19 protein-coding genes are annotated in these 18,937 nt (G+C 27.2%); 8 read left to right on the top strand and 11 right to left on the bottom strand.

The window, feature by feature from the left end; translation table 11 throughout:
* Positions 1-16 precede the first annotated feature (16 nt).
* Genes rpmH through mnmE form a run of 6 tightly spaced genes read left to right on the top strand, consistent with a single transcriptional unit; the run spans position 17 to position 4,619 of the window.
* Positions 17-151, top strand: a complete 135-nt coding sequence (gene rpmH, locus ASKIR_RS07580) for a 50S ribosomal protein L34 (RefSeq protein WP_024775877.1) — start codon at positions 17-19, stop codon at positions 149-151.
* Positions 139-474 carry a ribonuclease P protein component gene (gene rnpA / locus ASKIR_RS07575; protein WP_082946344.1) on the top strand — a complete coding sequence of 112 codons (336 nt, stop codon included), beginning with the start codon at positions 139-141 and terminating at the stop codon, positions 472-474. Before rpmH ends, rnpA begins: the two co-directional genes overlap by 13 nt.
* The gene (gene yidD / locus ASKIR_RS07570) at positions 471-797 is read left to right on the top strand and encodes a membrane protein insertion efficiency factor YidD (protein ID WP_066349939.1); all 327 of its coding nucleotides are present in this window, start codon (positions 471-473) and stop codon (positions 795-797) included. The genes rnpA and yidD overlap by 4 nt, the downstream gene beginning before the upstream one ends.
* Position 798: 1 nt before the next feature.
* The gene (gene yidC / locus ASKIR_RS07565) at positions 799-2,391 is read left to right on the top strand and encodes a membrane protein insertase YidC (RefSeq protein WP_115588190.1); all 1,593 of its coding nucleotides are present in this window, start codon (positions 799-801) and stop codon (positions 2,389-2,391) included.
* 9 nt (positions 2,392-2,400) lie between these two features.
* The gene (locus ASKIR_RS07560; RefSeq protein WP_115588191.1) at positions 2,401-3,270 is read left to right on the top strand and encodes a Jag N-terminal domain-containing protein; all 870 of its coding nucleotides are present in this window, start codon (positions 2,401-2,403) and stop codon (positions 3,268-3,270) included.
* Positions 3,271-3,275: 5 nt separating this feature from the next.
* Entirely contained in the window at positions 3,276-4,619 is a 1,344-nt protein-coding gene (gene mnmE / locus ASKIR_RS07555; RefSeq protein WP_066407359.1) for a tRNA uridine-5-carboxymethylaminomethyl(34) synthesis GTPase MnmE, read from the top strand.
* A 1-nt stretch (position 4,620) separates the two neighbouring features.
* On the opposite strand, the gene ASKIR_RS07550 is transcribed toward mnmE, so the two are convergent.
* The gene (locus tag ASKIR_RS07550; RefSeq protein ID WP_115588192.1) at positions 4,621-5,106 is read right to left on the bottom strand and encodes a SixA phosphatase family protein; all 486 of its coding nucleotides are present in this window, start codon (positions 5,104-5,106) and stop codon (positions 4,621-4,623) included.
* Positions 5,107-5,199: 93 nt separating this feature from the next.
* Here ASKIR_RS07550 and ASKIR_RS07545 point away from each other — a divergent pair, with 93 nt between their 5' ends.
* Entirely contained in the window at positions 5,200-5,886 is a 687-nt protein-coding gene (locus ASKIR_RS07545) for a TIGR02117 family protein (RefSeq protein ID WP_115588193.1), read from the top strand.
* 40 nt (positions 5,887-5,926) lie between these two features.
* The gene (gene htpX / locus ASKIR_RS07540; RefSeq protein WP_115588194.1) at positions 5,927-6,775 is read left to right on the top strand and encodes a zinc metalloprotease HtpX; all 849 of its coding nucleotides are present in this window, start codon (positions 5,927-5,929) and stop codon (positions 6,773-6,775) included.
* Positions 6,776-6,785: 10 nt separating this feature from the next.
* On the opposite strand, the gene ASKIR_RS07535 is transcribed toward htpX, so the two are convergent.
* From ASKIR_RS07535 to ASKIR_RS07490, 10 genes are read right to left on the bottom strand one after another with little or no spacing between them, the layout of a single operon-like run.
* Complete coding sequence (locus ASKIR_RS07535) at positions 6,786-8,003, bottom strand: sensor domain-containing diguanylate cyclase (protein ID WP_066349949.1); 1,218 nt, start codon at positions 8,001-8,003, stop codon at positions 6,786-6,788.
* Between the two features lie 40 nt (positions 8,004-8,043).
* Positions 8,044-9,117 (bottom strand): ATP-binding protein, encoded by a 1,074-nt coding sequence (locus tag ASKIR_RS07530; RefSeq protein ID WP_066349950.1) that lies wholly within the window; start codon positions 9,115-9,117, stop codon positions 8,044-8,046.
* On the bottom strand, positions 9,114-10,043 hold the full coding sequence (gene pdxA, locus ASKIR_RS07525; RefSeq protein ID WP_115588195.1) for a 4-hydroxythreonine-4-phosphate dehydrogenase: 930 nt from the start codon (positions 10,041-10,043) through the stop codon (positions 9,114-9,116). Before pdxA ends, ASKIR_RS07530 begins: the two co-directional genes overlap by 4 nt.
* Positions 10,036-10,818, bottom strand: a complete 783-nt coding sequence (locus ASKIR_RS07520) for a pyridoxine 5'-phosphate synthase (protein WP_066159445.1) — start codon at positions 10,816-10,818, stop codon at positions 10,036-10,038. Before ASKIR_RS07520 ends, pdxA begins: the two co-directional genes overlap by 8 nt.
* A 17-nt stretch (positions 10,819-10,835) precedes the next feature.
* Positions 10,836-12,248 (bottom strand): anthranilate synthase component I family protein, encoded by a 1,413-nt coding sequence (locus ASKIR_RS07515; RefSeq protein ID WP_115588196.1) that lies wholly within the window; start codon positions 12,246-12,248, stop codon positions 10,836-10,838.
* Positions 12,245-13,219 carry an SPOR domain-containing protein gene (locus tag ASKIR_RS07510; protein ID WP_115588197.1) on the bottom strand — a complete coding sequence of 325 codons (975 nt, stop codon included), beginning with the start codon at positions 13,217-13,219 and terminating at the stop codon, positions 12,245-12,247. The genes ASKIR_RS07515 and ASKIR_RS07510 overlap by 4 nt, the downstream gene beginning before the upstream one ends.
* Before the next feature lie 27 nt (positions 13,220-13,246).
* Positions 13,247-14,509: a serine hydroxymethyltransferase gene (locus tag ASKIR_RS07505; RefSeq protein ID WP_115588198.1), complete on the bottom strand. Its 1,263-nt coding sequence runs from the start codon at positions 14,507-14,509 to the stop codon at positions 13,247-13,249.
* A gap of 15 nt (positions 14,510-14,524) precedes the next feature.
* Entirely contained in the window at positions 14,525-16,045 is a 1,521-nt protein-coding gene (lysS, locus tag ASKIR_RS07500) for a lysine--tRNA ligase (protein ID WP_115588199.1), read from the bottom strand.
* 14 nt (positions 16,046-16,059) lie between these two features.
* The gene (locus ASKIR_RS07495) at positions 16,060-16,785 is read right to left on the bottom strand and encodes a CvpA family protein (RefSeq protein ID WP_115588200.1); all 726 of its coding nucleotides are present in this window, start codon (positions 16,783-16,785) and stop codon (positions 16,060-16,062) included.
* 56 nt (positions 16,786-16,841) lie between these two features.
* Entirely contained in the window at positions 16,842-18,902 is a 2,061-nt protein-coding gene (locus ASKIR_RS07490) for a sensor histidine kinase (protein ID WP_115588201.1), read from the bottom strand.
* Positions 18,903-18,937 lie beyond the last annotated feature (35 nt).

Below are 18,937 nucleotides of genomic sequence, written 5' to 3'. Positions count from 1 at the left end.
AAAGGGTAAGAGTAAGATGAAAAGAACATATCAACCACATAACACTCCTAAGAAAAGAACTCACGGGTTTAGAGTAAGAATGGCTACAAAAAATGGTAGAAGAGTAATTAATGCAAGAAGAGCTAAAGGAAGAAAAAGATTAGCTGTTTAAGTAAGGACTTTAGGCTAAATAGCCAAAAAGAGTTCAACAAACTTTATAAAAGCGGTAAAAGTTGGCATACTTCAACTTTTGTCGCTTTTTTTATGCCAAATTCAAAATCAAAATTTGCATTTGTAGCTTCAAAAAAGATTGGAAATGCAGTTTTAAGAGCAAAGGCAAAAAGAAGATTGAGAGCTACACTACTACTATATGATAATCGATTAAAAGATGGAAGTTACATTTTTGTTGCAAAAAATCCTATAAATGAAAAGTCATTTATAGATTTACAAAAAGATTTTAATTTTGCTTTTAAAAGACTTGAACTACTTAAATGAGAAGTATTGGTAAGTATTTAATAAGATTTTATCAAAAATATCTAACAGTTCTATCATATGGTTCGTGTAGATATTATCCAACTTGTTCACAATATGCACTTTGGCAACTAGATAATAATAGTTTTTTTAAGGCTATTTTTTATACAATATTGCGTATTTTAAAGTGCAACCAACTTTTTGCTGGTGGGTTTGACTATCCAGTTGTAAATAGGTTAAAAAAAAATCAAAATATCAAATATAATAAAATCAAAATAGTATATTGGTATATACCCACAAAAAATGGGAAATTTCTAGTAGTAAAAAACAGGGAGTGGAAGAAGTAGAATGAACAATGGTAATAATATAAACGGCGGATTGCAAAAACGATTAATTATAATGACTGTAATGGTTTTTGTATTTTTTATAGCGTATGAGTTTTTGGTACTTAAACCAAAACAACAAGAGAGATTGGCTCAGGCAAAAATTGAACAACAGCAACAAGCAAATGCAGCTCCTGAAGTTCAAAATATTGTAGAAAATTCAAATAGTAATAGTGTCTCTGCACCAGCGGTAGTAGATAATAAAAGTATAATTGCAAAGATTACAACTGAAAAAAATGTTATAGAGATTGATAATCTAGGAAGAGTTGCACAAGTTACACTTTTAGAAGCTAAGTACAAAGATGAAAATCAAAACCAAATAAAACTATTTAAAGCAGATCAATTAAGACCTTTGGAGCTTAGATTTCAAGATCCAGCTTTGAATAATGAAGCTTTCAAAGTTGATATGAAAGCTAGTTCTTCAACAATAGATGCTACAAATTCTGTTCAAGAGTTGGTTTTAACACAAACTTTAAGCAATACAGTTTTAACTAAAAAGTTTAAATTTTATCCAGATGGTCACTATGATTTAGAAGTTAGCTCTACAAATGATAAACAATTTTTTATTACAAATGGATTTAGACCAGATGTAATTGCAGATATGTATGCAGTTCATGGGTTTATGGGTAAATTAGCTGATGATACTTTGGAGACTATTGAAGATGGAGATTTAAAAGATCAAAAAACTTTAACAGGACTTAGTTTTATCTCTAATTTTGATAGATACTATGCAACTGTTATTTACAATTTTGATAGAACATTCCAAGCAACATTAATGCCAGATAACAATAGAGATCCACAAGCGTTTATTCACGCTGGATCAAATATTAGTTTTAGTGGATTTATGGGACCAAAAAATTATAATGATTTAAAAGCTTTAAATGCAGAGCTTATTGATGTTATTGATTATGGTTGGTTTACATTTATTGCAAAACCTATGTTTACACTTCTTCAATTTATTCAAAGTTATGTTGGAAACTGGGGTTGGACAATTGTTATTCTTACAATTTTAATTAAACTTGTACTTTATCCTTTATCATACAAAGGTATGGTATCTATGCAAAAATTAAAAGAGCTTGCTCCAAAAATGAAAGAGATTCAAGCAAAATATAAAGATGATAAGCAAAGACAATCTATGGCTATGATGGAACTTTATAAAAAACATGGTGCAAATCCAATGGGTGGATGCTTACCATTAATTTTACAAATTCCAGTTTTCTTTGCTATTTATAGAGTTTTAATTAATGCAATTGAGTTAAAAGGTGCTGAATGGATTTTATGGATTAAAGATTTAGCAGAGTTAGATCCTTGGTTTGTGTTACCAATTTTAATGGGTGCAACAATGTATGTTCAACAAAGAATTACACCAATGGCAATGCAAGATGAGTTGCAAAAGAAGATATTCCAAATGTTACCAATTATATTTACATTCTTCTTCTTATGGTTCCCAGCAGGATTAACACTATACTGGTTTGTAAATAATCTATTTACTATTGCTCAACAATATACTATTAATAGAATATTTGAGAAGAAAAAAGCTGCAAATAAAGCAAGCTAGGAATATCCAATGAAAAAGTTTGAAGCTAATAGTTTAGAAGAGGTTTATGACCTAGCTAAAAAAGAGTTTAATTGCTCAATTACTGAGTTGGTTATTGAAGTAATTCAACAACCATCGAAGGGTTTTTTAGGTTTTGGAAAGAAAAAAGCTATTATTTGTGCTTACTGTAAGTGTGAAAATCAAGGACAAAAAGATAGTTTTAAAACTTATAAAAATAAAGATGTAAAAATTGAAGATGTAAACTCAAGAATAGAGAACTCTAAAAAATGTGAAGAGTTTGAAGACATTAAAATTGAGAAAAAAGAAGATATTGTAAAAGTACCAAGCGTTGAGAAAAAAGAGAAGATTTTTGATAATTTTTATCACGAAGATAAAGATAAAGAGGTTTCAAAAATAATTATCAAAAAACCAAAAGATGAGATAGTTAAAGAGATAAAAGATGGTTTAAATCTTCTATTTAGTGATACTTGCTTTAATTTAGATGAAGTAAAAGTGAGTTTTTATGATGATGAGACGATTTATATTGAGTTTTATGGAGAAGATTCAGCACTTTTAATAGGTAAAGAGGGTTATAGATATAAAGCTTTATCATATATTTTATTTAATTGGATAAATGATAAATATGGACTTATGTTAAGACTTGAAGTTGCAGAGTTTTTGAAAAACCAAGAGATTGCTATTAACTTATATTTGGAGCCAGTTATTGAGATTATTAAAGATAAAGGTAATTTTAAAACTAAACCTCTTGATGGTATTTTAGTTCATATTGCTCTAAAAAGATTAAGAGAGGAGTTCCCTTTAAAATATGTTGCAGTTAAAACAAATATTAAGGGTGAAAAGTATGTGCTTGTAAATGAGTACAAAAGTAAAGAGGATTAAAAAAGTTGTATTTAGATGATACAATTGTAGCTATTGCCACTCCTTTAGGAGTTGGCTCTATTTCAATAATTAGACTCTCTGGTTCAAACTCACTAAATATTGCACAAAAAATCTCAAAACTTACAGATATAAAACCAAGATATGCAACTTTGTCATACCTTTATGATGAAAAAAACAATCCAGTAGATGAAGCTATAATACTATATTTTAAAGCTCCAAACTCTTTTACAGGAGAGGATATAGTGGAGTTCCAACTTCACGGTGGAGTTGCAATTGCTAATTTAGTTTTAGATTTAGTTTTATTTCATGGCGCTAGAATGGCAAATGCTGGTGAATTTTCAAAAAGAGCTTTTTTAAACAATAAAATTGATTTAAGTAAAGCAGAAGCTATTTCAAAAATAATTGAAGCAAAGAGTCAAAGTGCTGTTAAACTTCTAGCTAGACAGTTAAAAGGTGAGCTTAAAGAGTTTGTTGAAAGTATTAGAGAAGATCTTCTTTTTATGCTTGCATACACAGAGGTTAGTATTGATTATGCAGAGGAAGATTTACCAAGTGATATTTTAGAAAAAATTGAAGAAAAAATAGAAAAAATCACTATAAAATTAAGAGATACTTTAAGCGCAAGCAGAAGAAGAGAGGGCTTAATTGAAGGTTTTAAAGTAGCAATTATTGGTAAACCAAATGTTGGAAAATCTAGCCTTCTAAACAAACTTTTAAATTATGAAAGAGCAATTATCTCAAATATTGCAGGAACTACTAGAGATACTATTGAAGAGAGTATAAAAATTGGTTCACATATTATAAAAATAGTTGATACAGCTGGAATTAGAGAAGATACAACTGATTTAATAGAGAAAATTGGAATTGAAAAATCAATAAAAAGTATTGAAGATGCAAATATTATTTTAGCTTTGTTTGATAATAGTGAAAAAATATCAAATGAAGATAGAAAAATTTTAGAGCTAATAAATAGTGTTAGTGATAAAACTGTTATAAAGATTTTAAATAAGATTGATATGAAAAGCTCTTTTGATAAGAGTTGTTTGGGTGAATATTTAGAACTATCTACAAAATATAGTATTGAAGATTTGATTTCAAAATTAGAGGATATTTTGAATAGAAGTATTGGAGAAGATGAGCTTACACTTGTTTCAAAAAGACAGGTTCAAAGTGTTGAAAAAACTTTAGAAAATATAAATCTATCAAAAAATCCACTTCAAACTGGAGAGTTGGAGTTTTTTGCTCATTTTATAAATGAAGCTTTGTTTGAGATTTCAAATATTACAAAACCCTATGATAATGATGAGATGTTAGATGTAATGTTTGGTGAGTTTTGTTTAGGCAAGTAGCCTAAACATCACTTGGTTTTGTATAACTTATAAGTTTTGCATTAGTTTTATCTATATCAATCCAGCTGTCGCAGTCAAAATCAATTTGCATCAAAGCTCCCTCTTCAAACTTCTCTTTAAATCCTACAAGTGTAACTGCAAGAGCTGTTAAAGATGGATTGTGACCAACAATTAACATTGTATCAACTGTGTCATAAGTATAAGTTATAGTCTCTATCAACTCATTTACAAAAGCCATATATAAAACCTCATTTAGCATAATAGTTTTTGTATAATCTAACTCTTTAGCAAATATTTCAGCTGTTTGTCTTGTTCGTACAGCTGGACTTGCAACTATTAAATCTATTTTTGAATCTTTACTTGACAAATATTTTGCCATTTTAACAGCTTTTTCTATCCCCTGTGCTGTTAATTCTGTATCGTAATCATATTCGTTTACAACTTCTCTCTCTTTTGTAGTATGTCTTGCTATAAAAACTCTTTTCATATTTTCCTGCTTAAATAAAAATGCTAAATTTTAACCATATCTTTATAAGAAAAATATAAAAATATCAAAACAATAAAAAGAGAGTAACAAATTATGAAAAAATTTATCAAATATCTACTATTTTCCTTGATTTTTATAATATCTTTTGTAATTTTATATTTTGTCTTTGAATACTCTCTTTCAAGATATTCAACACCATATAGTTTAAAAAATGGTGAATATGAGATGTTTGTAAAATCAAATGGTGTTCATACAGATATTGTTTTACCACTTAAAAGTGATATTATAAATTGGTTTGATTTCTTCTCTTCAAGTGATACTTTAAGTAAAAGAGATGATTTTTCATATATTAGTATTGGTTGGGGTGATAAAGGTTTTTATCTTGATACTCCAACATGGGCTGATTTAAAAGTCAAAACAGCAGTTGTAGCAGCTCTTGGACTTGGTTCAACTGCTCTTCATATAACATATTATGAAAATATTATTGAAGATGATTTAACATATAAAATCTATATATCAAAAGAGCAGTATGAAAAAATAGTATTAAATATAAAAGAGTCTTTACAATATAAAGATGAAAAAGTTATAAATATAAAAACTAATGCACAATATGGTCAAAATGATGCTTTTTATGAAGCTATTGGAAGTTACAGCATTTTTCACACTTGTAACACTTGGACAAATAGTGTTTTAAAAAGTGCCTATTTACCAGCTTCAGTTTGGACAGCATTTGATGAGGGAATTTTATATCAATATAAAAATTTAAAAAGTAACTATTAATCTAAATTTGATAAAATTCGCAAAAATTTAAGGAGATAAAATGGAACAGGCTAAAACAGTATTTTTTCTAACACTTCTTACAGTATTATTTGTATTTATAGGATTTAGTTTTGGTGGAACAAATGGAATGTTAATAGCATTTTTAGTTGCATGTGGAATAAATTTTTATGCATATTACTATTCAGATAAGCATGTTTTAAAAAGATTTAATGCAACACCAATTGAAGATATTAGACATCCAATATATAGAATAACTCAAAAATTGATTCAAAGAGCAAATCTTCCTATGCCAAAAGTTTATTTAATAGCAGATCATACACCAAATGCATTTGCTACAGGAAGAAATCATGAAAATGCTGCAGTTGCAGTTACAATGGGACTTTATGAGATGTTAAATGAAGATGAACTTGAAGGTGTAATTGCTCATGAGTTATCACATATAAAACATTATGATATCTTAATTGGAACAATAGCTGCAGTTTTTGCTGGAGCAATTGCTATGATTGCAAATATGATGCAATTTAGTACTATGTTTGGAAATAGTAGACAAAATTCAAACCCTATAGTTATGATTGTTATGGCAATTTTACTACCACTTGCTGCTTCAATTATTCAAATGAGTGTTAGTAGAAGTAGGGAGTTTATGGCAGATGAAGGAGCTGCAAGAATGACAAAAAATCCAAGCGGACTTCAAAATGCATTAAGAAAACTTGAAAATTATGCACAAAGAGGAGCTGTTTTAAAAAATGCAAGTGAAGAGACAGCTCATATGTTTATAATAAACCCTTTTTCAGGTTTAAAAAATAATTTTGGAAATATTTTTAGAACACATCCAACAACATCAGATAGAATTGCTAGACTTGAAGAGTTAAAAAAAGAGTTAAGATAGATATACTATCTTAGCTTTTATATGCAATAACTCTATTTTTTCCCTCTTTTTTTGCTTTAAATAGTGCTAAATCTACCTTTCTTATTAGTTCATGGCTTGAGATATTTTTATTTGCTTCTATAACTCCAAGACTAATAGTAACTCTTTGATCATTTTTAAATATATGACCTTCAACATTGTTTTTTAATTTTTTTGCCAAAATAAAACTACTATTCAAATCACTTTGTGGGATTATAATAGCAAATCTATCTCCAGCAACTCTTGAAATAAAAACATCTTTTGGAAGAGTTGCTTTTGCTAAATTGGCTATTTGTTTTATTATAGTATCACCAAAATCATAATTAAAAGTTGTATTTATATTTTTTATATCATCAATATCAAAAACAACCAAAGAGAAGATATTTTTATCATCTTTTAGATTTTGATGAAATGTTTCTAAAGCTTTGTAAAACCAATCTCTATTGTATAGTTTTGTCATATTATCTATTGATGCTTGTTCTTCATTTAAGTTTTTAGATTTTGCAAGATAGTTGAATTTTTTAAGAAGAATATTTGATACAATAAATGCAATAAAAATTGATAAAACAATAAATATAAGTGCCAAAAGAAGAGTTAAATAGATATTTTTATCATAAGTTGCCTCTTCACTTTTTATTTTTTCTTCTACTTTTTTCTCAATTTCACTTGGATAAAATCCACTTCCTATAATTAAGTTTGTTTCAGGAATTAGTTTTACAAATGAAACTTTTTCTTCAACTTTATTTGTATTTGGATTTAACCAAAGATAGTTTACAAATCTATCATTTTGATAATTTGTTGTTATTGTTTTTACTGCACTATTATAGTTTTCATCTTCAAGAATAAAAAGATTTTCTCCCTCTAAAAAGTTTAAAAATGAGTGTAAAATAACATTTCCAGAAGTGTCAAATATAAAAAAATAATCACTAGCTTTGCTATTTATATTTTTCATAAGATTTAAAAATGAGCTATTTAATATATTTTTATTTCCAGCTAAAATAATCTGGTTTTTATATATTTGAATAGCTATCTCAACATTTGTTTTAACTTGCGTTTTCTCTTGTTCTAACAAAGAGTTTTTATATAATAAAAAATTATTTTCTAAACTACTTTTATAGCCAGAAATAATTATATAAAAAATCATTGCCACAACTAAAGGCAAAATAGTAAGCGGGGCATATCTAATAAAAGATATAATTCTTTTTTCCATATTCAATACTCTTATTCTCTATATTCTAACTCTCTTCATTCTATCTTAAAGCCCACTCAAAAAATGAAAAAACTTCAATTTTAAGTTGATTATTTTTTATTTTATTACTATTTGAAACAGTGATTATTTCAATATTTGAAATATTTAGTTCAATTGATATTTTTGTTATTTTTTTAAGTAAAGTGGCATTTGAAACTTCATTAAAAAATGGTATACAAACAACTGCAGTTCTTATTTGTGGTATATAAAAATCTATATAATCAAGATAATAAATCTCTTCATAACTATTTTTTAACTCCAAAAAAACCATATTTGTAAACTCTTGTTTAAATTTTTTTTGAAAATTTATAGCACTTTGAAATGCGTGATTGTAACAATAAATCTTTTTTAAAGAGTTTTTTTGCTCAAATTTATCTAAAAAAAATATCAATCTTTGCTCTTCAAAAATTTTACAACGCTCATAAAATCTATCTTTAGAGATTTTTATTCTCATTTTGAGAGTATTAAATAGTTGAAAAATAGACTTTTTTTCATCAATATTCTCTAATAAAAGTAGATAGATATTTAAATCTGTATTATCTTGCAAGTTTAGATTTATAATCTCTTGAATTCTTGACTCTTTTTTACTCTCTTCAATAAAAAGTATCTCAGGAGAGTTTCCATATTTTAAGAAAGTATTAAAACTAGATGTAATATTTAGTTGTTTATTGTCAAATAGAAGATACTCTTCAAAATCTAAGTTATTTAAAAATATTTTTGAAAAACCATCTATATTTATATCTTTAGTTGCAGATATAATAATATTTTCAACACTAATTTTTTCAAGTGATTCAAAGTTAACATTTTCTAAAACTAAAACTTTTATCTCATTTTGATTAATAAAATCTTGTAAAGGTTTTAACTCTAATTTGAAATTTCTATTCTTTATATCTAAAAAATCTATATATAAAATCTCTTGTTTTTTAAAGTTTGATAATAGGTCAAAAATTAAATAAGTTTTACCAACTTTAGGAGCACCTATAATTATAGTTTTATTAAATAGAATCTTTTTTTTTCTCTCCAAAAAGTTTATTTTTGGAAGAGTTTGTTCATAGTTTTCATTTAAAAAATTCATTTTTTGCTTAAATTTATAGCTTCTTTTATTGCATTTATGTAGCTTTTTGTGTTTATTTTTTCATTTTTATATGCAATATTAAAAGCAGTTCCGTGATCAACACTTGTTCTTATAATTGGAAGATTAAGACTAACATTAATACTCTCATCAAAATATAAAGCCTTTAGTGGTGCTAAACCTTGATCATGATACATAGCTATAAAATATTTAAAATTTTTTCTTGAATTTGGTGAAAAAGCAGTATCAGGTACTAGTGGACCTTTAAAAATATCCTCTTTTAACTCTTTATTGGCTTTTTTAATAGCTTTAAAAATAACTACCTCTTCATCTCCTAAAACACCATTATCACTTGCATGTGGATTTAATCCTAATACCGCAATATTTTTAGCTTTTACATTTTTATAAAAATCAATAAAAAATTTTACTAAATCTTTTTCAATAATCTTTTTAGGAACTTTTTTTAGTGCAATATGTTCTGTAAAAAGTGCAACATACATTTTAGGACAGCCCAACATCATAATTGCATGTTTATTAAAAAAATCTCTTAAAACCTCTGTGTGACCTTTGTATTTTATGCTAGCTTTACTCCAAGACTCTTTATTGATTGGAAGAGTACAAATTGCATCAACCTCTTTTTTATGTGCTAGTTTAATTGCATCCATAAATGAGTCAAAAGAGTATTTTCCAGCTTTTTTTGAAACCTCACTAGGTTTTATAACAAAATCACCTTTTGTTTCAAAAAGCTTGAAATCTTCTGGAATATCAACTTTTAAAAGTTTTGAAGCTTGATTTAGCATATTTTTATTTATACAATAAATTGGATCACAAATTTTTTTTATAGTTTCATGCTCTTTTAGAGCAATCTCTATTCCAATACCATTTAGATCACCAATACTAATAGCTATTTTTTTTAGTTGTTTACTCATTGATTAAAATTTTCATATCTTCAATTGCATTTTTTAAACCTGTAAAAACAGATCTAGCGATTATACTTTGTCCAATATTTAACTCAATAATCTCTTTTATTTCACAAATATGTTTAACATTTTGATAGTTTAAACCGTGTCCAGCAGCAACTTTTAAATCTAAATTTGATGCAAAATTGGCAGCTTGTTTTAAGTCAAGTAGGCTATTTTGTAAAAGTTCTTTAAGCTCTTCATTTGTCAGTTCAAGATATTTAATAGAGTGTTGAGTTCTTCTTAAATTTGTATGAAGCATTGCATATATATTTGCAAAACTTCCTGTGTGAAGCTCTACCCAAGTTGCACCTAACATATTTGATAACTCAATTGATTTACTATTTGGATCAACAAAAAGTGAAACTTCAATATCATTTTCTTGTAGTTTTTCAATAGTATTGTTTATTTTATCAAAGTTTTTATCTAAATCAAGACCACCTTCTGTTGTAACTTCATCTCTATTCTCAGGTACCAAAGTTACTCTATTTGGTTTTAATTTACAAACAATATCAATAATATTTTCATTTATAGAGCACTCAAGATTTATAGGTAGTGCTGATTGCTCAATTATAGCTTTAGCATCTAAATCATGGATATGTCGTCTATCCTCTCTTAAATGGATTGTAATTTGATCTGCACCTGCAAGTTTACAAATACTTAAAGCATCTAAAGGGTTTGGATCATTTATTTTTCTAGCCTCTCTAAGCGTTGCTATATGATCTATATTTACTCCAAGTAGCATTTTATTTCCTTTACTGTTTATGATAAATCTTTTAGTGTTGCAATATTTGCAGCTAATTTATTGTGCACCTCTAAATACTCATCTTCATTTTTAGAATCAGCAACTATTCCAGCTCCTGATTGAAAAATTATCTTATCTTTAGTTAAAAGAGAAGTTCGTATAGTTATTGCACTATCCATATTCCCATCAAATCCAAAATAGGCTACGCTTCCTGAATAAAAACTTCTTTTTATTTTTTCAAAGTTTGCTATTAACTCCATAGCTCTTATTTTTGGAGCTCCTGTCATAGTTCCTGCTGTAAATGTTGCCATAAATAGATCAAACATATCATATTTCTCATCTAAAACAGCCTCTACATCACTAACCATGTGCATAACATGAGAGTATCTCTCAATTCTCATAAGTTCAGTTACTTTAACACTTCCAGCACGAGCTACTCTTCCAACATCATTTCTTCCTAAATCAACAAGCATTAAATGCTCAGATCTCTCTTTTAAATCATTTAAAAGCTCATTTTCCATCTCTAAATCTTTTTGTAAAGTTGCCCCTCTTTTTCTTGTACCTGCAATTGGTCGAAGAAGCATATGATTATCTACTAATCTAATCATAACTTCAGGGCTACTTCCAGCAATACTAAAATCTTCAAATTGAAGTAAAAAAAGATATGGACTTGGATTTTTGCTTCTTAATGCTCTATAAAAACTTAAATGATCTACAACAGCACTTTGAATAAATCTATTTGAAATTAAAATTTGAAATATATCTCCACTTTTAATCATCTCTTTTGCATCTTCTACCATTGAAAAAAACTCTTCTTTTGAGTAGTTGAATTTTCCTTCATCTAAAATAGTAGCTTTTTTCAAGGGTGTATAGCTATATGGTTTTAGAAGCTCTTTTTCTATAGCTTCAAGCTCATTTTTAAGCTTATCAACTGAAGTTAAAATAGTCAATTTTGAAGTTTTATGAGAGTAAGCAAGAATTATTTTTGGTCTAATTAAATCAAAATCTGCAATATCTAGCTGATCTTTTAAATTTTGCATATTACTTTTTAATTTTGGTTCAAACTCTTTGCTTATATCATAACCAATATTTCCAATAAAACCATCAATTAGACCAATTCCAAGCTCTTTTGCTATATTTTTATAAATCTCTTTATCAAATTTTTTATAATATTTTTTTAAAAATAGTAGTGGATTATTATCAACTTTTTTGATATCTCCACTCTCATTTTGAAAAAAACATTCACTATTTTTGTACCAAATTCTCTCTCTTGCACCAATTATTATATATGAGAAATTTCCATCATTTCCGCTACTAATTGTACTTTCAAATAAAAAAGAGAGCTCTTTTGGATAAAGAGCTTTTACTTTTTCATAAATTGATACAGGTGTAAATTGATCCAAAAATAGAGTTTTGTTATAAAAAATCATTTCACTTCTTTAATAAAAGCTGATTGAATATTTAGCTTAGTTTTTATATTTGGCATTTGAGTATTTGCGTTTGCTCTACTACTATAAGGTCCAATTAAAAGTTTATTTAAATTACTCTCTTCTATAATTTTGTATTCAAAACCATTTTGTTTTATTTTTTGTAAGTATGCACTATCTGGTCTGTTTTTAAATGCACCAATTTGAACATAAAAACCTTTAGAAGTAGATGTTGTAGTCTCAACTGCTTTTTTGGCACTATTTTGAGTGCTTTTACCTTCAACTAACTCTCTAATAGATTTTTTAGGTTCGTTTTGTGTAGAAGGTGCTTTTTTCTCTTCAACTTTTACAACAGGAGCAACACTTTTTTTCTCTTCAATTTTTTGAATCGTTTTATCTAAATCTTCATTTGTAATAGTAGTCTCTTTAGGCTCTTCTACAATCTCTTTAATAGAGCTTAAGTTATCTAAACTATCATTTTCTTTTAAATCTTCTAGTGATTGTTCTGCACTTTTTCTATTTGTATCATCAAGAATTTTTTGATAACTCTCTTCAATGCTACTCTCTTTTGAAATATTTGTATCACTACTTGATGAATCTTGCGGCATAAAAGGATCACCTTTTTTATCTTTATTTGAAAGAAGTCCAACAATAACAACTGTTAGTAAAAATAGAACTAATAAAATAGCTCCAAGCATAAGATATTTCTTCTTGTTATCGCTTCTATTAGATCTCTTTTCTAAGATTAGGCTATCAAACTCATCATTACTATTTTCTAATTCAATATTATTTTGAAGTCTTTGAATCTCTTCATAACTATTGTCACTGTTATAAGCACTATTTAGACTGTTTGATAGATTTAAATTTTGCATATTTGATTCTGCTTGATTTAGTTCATTTAATTTTCTTTTTAACTCTTCGCCCTCTTGTTTCAACTGAACTTTTTTTAAAAAATCATCACCACTTATTTGCATAGCCTATCCTTTTTTTAAAATTTTTATTTAATACGTCGAACTACTGTAAATCACAAACTTACTAGCTAACTCTTCAAGCTCTTTGTTTATTTTTTTATGTAACTCTTTATCTTCAATATTATCTAATACATCACAAATTTTATTTGCAATATATTCAAACTCTTTCTCTTTCATTCCTCTTGCTGTTAAAGCAGGGCTTCCTATTCTAATACCTGAAGTTACAAATGGGCTTCTTGTCTCTCCTGGAACTGTGTTTTTATTTACAGTAATTCCTGCATCTCCAAGTGCTGCATCTGCATCTTTTCCACTAAATGGTTTATTTAAGAAAGATACTAAAACTAAGTGATTATCTGTTCCACCACTTACAATATCATAACCTCTACTTACTAGAACTTCACCTAATACTTTTGCATTTGCTTTTACTTGTTTTGCGTAATCTTTCCATTTAGGATCTAAGATCTCTTTAAATGCAACAGCTTTAGCAGCAATTACATGAACTAAAGGTCCTCCTTGAAGTCCTGGGAAAATTGCACTATTTATTTTTTTAGCAATCTCTTCATCATTTGTCATAATCATACCACCTCTTGGACCTCTTAAAGTCTTATGAGTAGTTGTTGTTACAACATGAGCATAAGGAAATGGACTCATATGTTCACCAGCAGCAACAAGTCCTGCAATATGAGCAATATCTGCAAATAAAATAGCTCCAACTGAATCAGCTATCTCTTTAAATCTTTTAAAGTCAATCTCTCTTGCATATGCACTTGCACCACAAACAATGATTTTTGGTTGAACAATTTTTGCAATCTCTTCTACTTTATCATAATTTATTCTTCCATCAAGTTCAACACCATAGTAAAATGCAGAGTAGTTTTGCCCTGAAAAGCTTGGTTTACTTCCATGAGTTAAGTGTCCACCATGAGATAGATCCATACCTAAGATTTTATCACCAGCTTTAAGTAGTGCTGCATATACAGCACCATTTGCTTGAGATCCACTATGTGGTTGAACATTTGCATATTTACATCCAAAGATTTTACAAGCTCTATCAATTGCAAGTTGTTCTACTTTATCAGCTTGTTCACATCCACCATAATATCTTTTATATGGATAACCTTCAGCATATTTATTTGTAAATACACTTCCCATTGCTTGCATAACTGCTGGAGATGTAAAGTTCTCACTTGCAATCATCTCAAGATGGTTTGTTTGTCTTTTTAGTTCTGCTTCAACTATCTCAAATACTTCAATATCTGCTACTTCTAAATTATCGTTTGTTATGTAGTTCATATTTTTCTCCAATTTTTATTTCTCTTCATCTTCACTATGTAAATCAATCTCTTGTTTTACAGGTTTCATTGCTGGAAAAAGTAAAACATCTCTAATAGAGTGTTGATTTGTAAGCATCATTACAAGTCTATCAATTCCAATACCTTGACCAGCAGTTGGGGCCATACCATAAGATAGAGCATTTACAAAATCCTCATCCATCTCATGAGCTTCATCATCTCCACTATCTTTTGCAGCCATTTGAGCTTCAAATCTTTGAAGTTGGTCAAGTGGATCATTTAACTCACTAAATGCATTTGCAATCTCTTTTCCAGCTATAAACAACTCAAATCTCTCTGTTAAGTGAGGTTTTGCATCATTTCTTCTTGCAAGTGGAGAGATATCAACTGGATACTCTGTAATAAATGTTGGATTAATAAGTTTTGCTTCAACAAACTCATCAAATAGTTCACCTTGAAGTTGTCCAAGATTTAATTTTGAATTTGCTTCAAGTTTATTTGCTCTTAAAAACTCTAAAATTTTCTCTTTATCTTCAACTATATCTTGTGGAACTCCACCAATTTCATATAAAGATTGAATTAGTGGAATTTGTGTAAATTTATTAAAATCTATTTTGAAATCACCATAAGGAAGAATTTTTGGAAGATCTAAATTTTCAAATAGATATTCAAAATACTCAATTGTAAGTTCAATTAAATCTTCATAAGTTTTATATGCCCAATAAAACTCTATTGAAGTAAATTCAGGATTATGTGTTGCATCCATTCCTTCATTTCTAAAGTTTCTATTTATCTCAAATACAGCTTCAAATCCACCAACAATTAATCTTTTTAAATAAAGTTCTGGGGCAATTCTTAAAAATCTATCAATTCCTAAAGCATTGTGATGTGTAACAAATGGTTTTGCATTTGCTCCACCTGCAATTGGATGCATCATAGGAGTTTCAACTTCTAGAAAACCTTTTGCTTCAAAAAATCTTCTAGTTAATGATATTACTTTACTTCTAATATGAAAAATTTTTCTCACTTCACTATTCATAATTAAATCTAAATATCTTTGTCTATATCTTAGCTCTTTATCTTGAATTCCATGATATTTTTCTGGAAGAGGAGATATAGCTTTTGTAAGAATTTTTAAGTTTGTAACAAGAAGTGATAACTCTCCATGACCTGTTACAAATGGATAACCACTAACTTCAACAATGTCTCCAACTTCTACAAATTTTTTGAAAATATCATTATAAAAGTTCTCTTCTAAATTATCTCTTGCTACATAAACTTGTAAAACTCCACTTTCATCTTCAATTTTTAAAAAACTAGCTTTTCCCATAAGTCTAAAAAGTTTTATTCTTCCTGATATTGTATAGTTTCTATTCTCATCTCTTTTTGACTCTAGTTTAAATACATCACTATTTACATTTAAATATTTTGCAATTGTACAATCTCTTTTACTATCATTTGGGTAAGGGTTTATTCCTAAATTTCTTAAATTTTCAGCTTTCTCTATTCTTTGTTGTATAAATCTATTTTCAAACAATTTTTAATCCTTTTTTAATCCTCTTTATTTTGATTATTAACACTATCAAATCTATCTTTTTGACTTTTTAATTCATCTTCAAACTGCTGTTTTTGTCTATTTAACTCTTTTTCAAACTCTTGGGCTGCTTTCTCTTTTACAAAATCACTTGCTTGTTGCTCCATTTGAACTGCCTCATCTTTTGCACCTTCAATCACAGCTGAAACATCTTCTTGAATCTCTTTTGTACCTTCATTTAGTTGCTCTTTAATAGAGTTTGTATCAAGCTTCATAATGTATGAACCAACACTTATTAAATGTGGCATAACTATAGAGTTTGAGAAATTTTCATCTATTGATTTTTTAAATGAATCAATTGAGTTTATAGCATAAGCTATAATTGAGAAAATTAAAAATACTTTTGCAGCACCAAAAATAAATCCTAAAACTCTATCAAATATTCCAAGTCCACTTGCACTAAAAATCTTGCTAACAATAATACCTAAACTATAAATAACAAACCAAATAGCAATAACAGATATTATAAAACCTAAAAGTTTTATTGTAGATTCATTCTCTATATTTAAAACAGAAGCTACAACATTTCCAACTTCTAAAGATATTCTAGAAGCTATAAATATAGCACCAACAATACCTAAAAGACCAAAAACCTCTTTTATAAAACCTTTAAATAAGCCCTTTAACCCTAAAAAAAGAGTAATTAAAATAATTACTATATCAAACATTGCAATATCTTGCATAAAAGTTCCTTTTTGAATAATTCGTGAATTTTATCTAAAAAAGATAAAATTAAAGTTTAATTAAAATTTATTACAATGTTCAAGCCTTTGAGGTTTTTACCATCATAAATAAATTTTTTATTCTCTAGTTGTATTGTCAAATTTAGTGTTTTTACAAAAAATTCATGAACAGTATATAGACCAAGACCAATTCCATAAGAGTTATGTTTTGTTGTGAAATATGGTTCAAAAACCTTTGGTAAGATATCTTCATCTATACCATTTGCACTATCTTGAATTGTTAGCTCTTTATTTGAAAAATCTATTAAAATAACTTTTTTTTCTAAGTTTTTTTCACTGTTTAAAGCATAAATTGAGTTATCAATAATATTTAAAATAGAGTCTGTAAAATCATTTTTATTGCACTCTATCATTAAATCATTATTATGTGTAAACTTACATTCAATACCATTTTCTTCAAAAATTGTTTCAAAAAAAGATATTACACTATTTATAATTTCAACTATTGAAGAGCTATTTTTAGCATCTTTATCAAAAAAAGTAGAGAAGTCTTCTATGGTTTTTGATAATTTTTTTGTATTTAGCATTATTTTATCGCAAGATTCTAAAATCTCATTTTTTTCTAGTTGATTTAACTCCTCTTTTAGTCTCATTCCACTTGAAATTGTACTAATAACACTCAAAGGCTGTCTCCAGTGGTGTGCAATATTATTCAAAGTTCTCTCAACTGCATTTATTTTTGATTGTTGAAATATTAATTTTTGTTCATTTTTCTCTTTTTCAATTTGTAAAATCTCATTTGTAATATCTATAAATGTAATTAAGAAAGTTGAATCAATTTTTTGTGTAGATGCTTTAACACTAAAGTATCTTAGTTCATTATTTGAGTTTTTAATTGCAACTTTAAATGATTTATTGTTGTTTGTAAATAGATATTCAGCCCAATTTTTACCATCATAAAATCTATTTTTTAGATACTCATCATTTTTCATATCTTCAAATGTATAACATATACAAACATATTTATTTCTAAACTCATCTATATTTTTCACACTTGGAAAGAAGTTAAAAAGTTGTTGATTTGCAGTTACAATTTTTTCACCATCTGTAATAATTATAATATTTGGTTGAGAATCTAAAATGATTCTATTTTTTCTATCTTCATATCTTACATTTTTTATATAGTATGCTAAAAACAGGGCAAAAAGTATTGTTAAAGCTATAAATGAAGCTAAAACACTTTGAATTTTTATATGGTTTAAGCTCTCTAAATTTATGCTATTTAGTTTAATAAAATTTAATATATAAGCTAGATTCTCTCCATTTTCATTAAAGAGTGGATATTTAGATATTAAGTAACCATTTTCAACAATATAAGAATCTATATTTATATATTTTTCAATTCCATTATTTTTTATGTAGTTGTATAAATCTATATCAACATTTGCATTTGCAATATAATAGTCATCTATAAAAAGCTTTGATAATAAAGGATTTGTAAGGTTTTTTCTAATACTTTTGTCTGCTATTACAACAGGAGATATGCTATTTTTATTTAAATCTTCTGTTATTGAATCAAAATGTGTAACAACTTCTAAAGCTCCTTGAAATTTTCCATCTTCATCAAATATTGGGGTTCTTGCTTTTATTCCAACATTAAAAAGCCCAGCACTAATTGAAGTTGATATATTTTGAAGTGAGGATAATTTTTTTAAATCAGGTCTAAATTTAAGATTCCCTCTTATATTTGTCCATGATCTATAAATGCTATTTAAATTTTTATCAAAAATTTGAATCCAAATATTTTTATATTTTGAATGAGTCTCTATTAATTTTGCAATTTTTTCATAATTTAAATCTTTAAAAGTTCTATTTTTCAGGTGATTATAAAGATTTTCATCTTTTGATAAAGCAATTGCAATTGCCAAAGATGTATTTTGCTTATCATTTATTAAATTTTGAGTTTTTTCAAATATATTTTTATTTGTACTATCATAAATAGATTTTAATAGCTTTGATTGTTTACTATTTATATATATATTTGTTAAAACTACTGCTAAAATTACAGATACGATAAAACCTAAACCTATTAGATAAATACTTTTTTTTCTTTCCAATTTTTGCTCTTATGATAATTTTTTAATAAAGGCTA

The sequence above is a fragment of the Aliarcobacter skirrowii CCUG 10374 genome, from assembly GCF_003544835.1.
Taxonomy (GTDB): Bacteria; Campylobacterota; Campylobacteria; order Campylobacterales; family Arcobacteraceae; genus Aliarcobacter; species Aliarcobacter skirrowii.
The sequence above is the reverse complement of the archived record's forward strand: the minus strand, read 5'-3'. Positions and strand labels throughout refer to the sequence as shown.

What these genes read in the sequence shown, in the direction of transcription:
- ASKIR_RS07535 (WP_066349949.1), bottom strand. Translation starts at nt 8,003, where the DNA reads ATGGAAAAAAGAATTATATCTTTTATTAGATATGCCCCGCTTACTATT.
- ASKIR_RS07505 (WP_115588198.1), bottom strand. Translation starts at nt 14,509, where the DNA reads ATGAACTACATAACAAACGATAATTTAGAAGTAGCAGATATTGAAGTA.
- yidC (WP_115588190.1), top strand. Translation starts at nt 799, where the DNA reads ATGAACAATGGTAATAATATAAACGGCGGATTGCAAAAACGATTAATT.
- ASKIR_RS07550 (WP_115588192.1), bottom strand. Translation starts at nt 5,106, where the DNA reads ATGAAAAGAGTTTTTATAGCAAGACATACTACAAAAGAGAGAGAAGTT.
- ASKIR_RS07530 (WP_066349950.1), bottom strand. Translation starts at nt 9,117, where the DNA reads ATGAATTTTTTAAATGAAAACTATGAACAAACTCTTCCAAAAATAAAC.
- htpX (WP_115588194.1), top strand. Translation starts at nt 5,927, where the DNA reads ATGGAACAGGCTAAAACAGTATTTTTTCTAACACTTCTTACAGTATTA.
- ASKIR_RS07495 (WP_115588200.1), bottom strand. Translation starts at nt 16,785, where the DNA reads ATGCAAGATATTGCAATGTTTGATATAGTAATTATTTTAATTACTCTT.
- pdxA (WP_115588195.1), bottom strand. Translation starts at nt 10,043, where the DNA reads ATGAGTAAACAACTAAAAAAAATAGCTATTAGTATTGGTGATCTAAAT.
- ASKIR_RS07545 (WP_115588193.1), top strand. Translation starts at nt 5,200, where the DNA reads ATGAAAAAATTTATCAAATATCTACTATTTTCCTTGATTTTTATAATA.
- ASKIR_RS07520 (WP_066159445.1), bottom strand. Translation starts at nt 10,818, where the DNA reads ATGCTACTTGGAGTAAATATAGATCATATAGCAACGCTTAGAGAGGCT.
- ASKIR_RS07560 (WP_115588191.1), top strand. Translation starts at nt 2,401, where the DNA reads ATGAAAAAGTTTGAAGCTAATAGTTTAGAAGAGGTTTATGACCTAGCT.
- rpmH (WP_024775877.1), top strand. Translation starts at nt 17, where the DNA reads ATGAAAAGAACATATCAACCACATAACACTCCTAAGAAAAGAACTCAC.
- ASKIR_RS07510 (WP_115588197.1), bottom strand. Translation starts at nt 13,219, where the DNA reads ATGCAAATAAGTGGTGATGATTTTTTAAAAAAAGTTCAGTTGAAACAA.
- ASKIR_RS07515 (WP_115588196.1), bottom strand. Translation starts at nt 12,248, where the DNA reads ATGATTTTTTATAACAAAACTCTATTTTTGGATCAATTTACACCTGTA.
- yidD (WP_066349939.1), top strand. Translation starts at nt 471, where the DNA reads ATGAGAAGTATTGGTAAGTATTTAATAAGATTTTATCAAAAATATCTA.